Raw genomic sequence first — 1,185 nt, forward strand, 5'->3', positions numbered from 1 at the left:
CCTGCCCCTGCCCCTGCCCCTGCGCGTGTTCGGCTGCGGCCAGGGCTGCTTCGACTTCCTCAAGGGCAAGCTCGAACTGGTCGGGATCGAGTTGCTCGGAACGGCGACCGAACCGGTGACGCTGCATCGCTTCGATGATCGCGCGCAGGCGCTCGACCTCATCGCGGAATGTCTTGAGAGTATCGAGCTCACGGGCCTGTTCGCGCACGAGCGCTCGCAGCGCTTCGACGTCTTCGGGCAGGTCCGCTTCGATCAGCATGGAGACACTGAATCAGTGGTGCGGTATCCCGTCAAGCGGCAATCTGCGGCGCCTTCGGGCGACGTCCGCCGTGGACACGCCGCCAGTCCAGTCCCTCCAGCAAAGCGCCCAGTTGTGCGGCGGTCAGCCGCATCACGCCGTCCTGAATCCGGGGCCACTTGAACGCACCTTGCTCCAGCCTCTTGGCCATCAGGCACAGGCCCGTTCCGTCCCACCAGATCATCTTGATCCGGTCCGCGCGCTTGGCGCGGAACACATAGATAACGCCCGAATAGGGCTTGCCGCCATACTCGGCGGCCACCAGCGCCGCGAGCGAGTCCGGTCCCTTGCGAAAGTCCACCGGGCGCGTTGCGAACATCACCTTCGCGCCAGCACCAGGCCCGATCATCGCGTCTCTCTCAGCGCAGTGATAACTGCCGAGATCGTGCCCGCATCTGCTCCACGAGCGATCTTCACCGTGATCCCGTCCACTTCCAGTTCCACCGTACTGGCCTTGCTGCGCCGCCGTCGGCGCACAGGCTTGTTCTTCGGTGCCGGATCGGGATCGGGCATCACGTCGATCACTGCCGGAACGAAGGTCGGCTCCGGCTTCGTGGTCTCCGAAACCATGAAGCCGTGCTCCTCCATCTGCTCGCGCAGCTGGCGGCGCCAGGTGAAGAGTTGCGAAGGAACCAGGCCATGACGGCGCGCGACCGCGCTCACCGTCTCCATCCCTGAATAGCTCTCCGCAACAATCGAGGCCTTCACTTCCGGCGGCCAATCCCGCCGCTTGCCCGCGCCGGTGAAAACCTCAAACCGCTGAACACCGCTAGTGCCAGTATCGTCACATGACATCGTCATAGCACCAACGCCCCTCCTGAAGATCAGGGCGCGGAAACTCGACGCTTCAGATTAACCGCGCAAGGTGGGACCGCGACAGCGCTTAC

Annotated in this window: 3 protein-coding genes; all 3 read right to left on the bottom strand. The window is 64.3% G+C overall.

Going from position 1 to position 1,185, the window contains the following annotated elements:
- On the bottom strand, positions 1 to 259 hold a 259-nt coding region (locus A7A77_RS17260; RefSeq protein ID WP_281180052.1), incomplete at its 3' end, for an IS66 family transposase.
- 31 nt (positions 260 to 290) lie between these two features.
- Complete coding sequence (gene tnpB / locus A7A77_RS17265; RefSeq protein ID WP_066561306.1) at positions 291 to 647, bottom strand: IS66 family insertion sequence element accessory protein TnpB; 357 nt, start codon at positions 645 to 647, stop codon at positions 291 to 293.
- A complete protein-coding gene (tnpA, locus tag A7A77_RS17270) occupies positions 644 to 1,099 on the bottom strand; it encodes an IS66-like element accessory protein TnpA (protein WP_066561309.1) in 456 nt (151 codons plus the stop codon). The genes tnpB and tnpA overlap by 4 nt, the downstream gene beginning before the upstream one ends.
- Between the last annotated feature and the right edge of the window lie 86 nt (positions 1,100 to 1,185).

It is taken from the genome of Croceicoccus bisphenolivorans (assembly GCF_001634625.1).
In the GTDB taxonomy this organism is placed as follows: Bacteria; Pseudomonadota; Alphaproteobacteria; order Sphingomonadales; family Sphingomonadaceae; genus Croceicoccus; species Croceicoccus bisphenolivorans.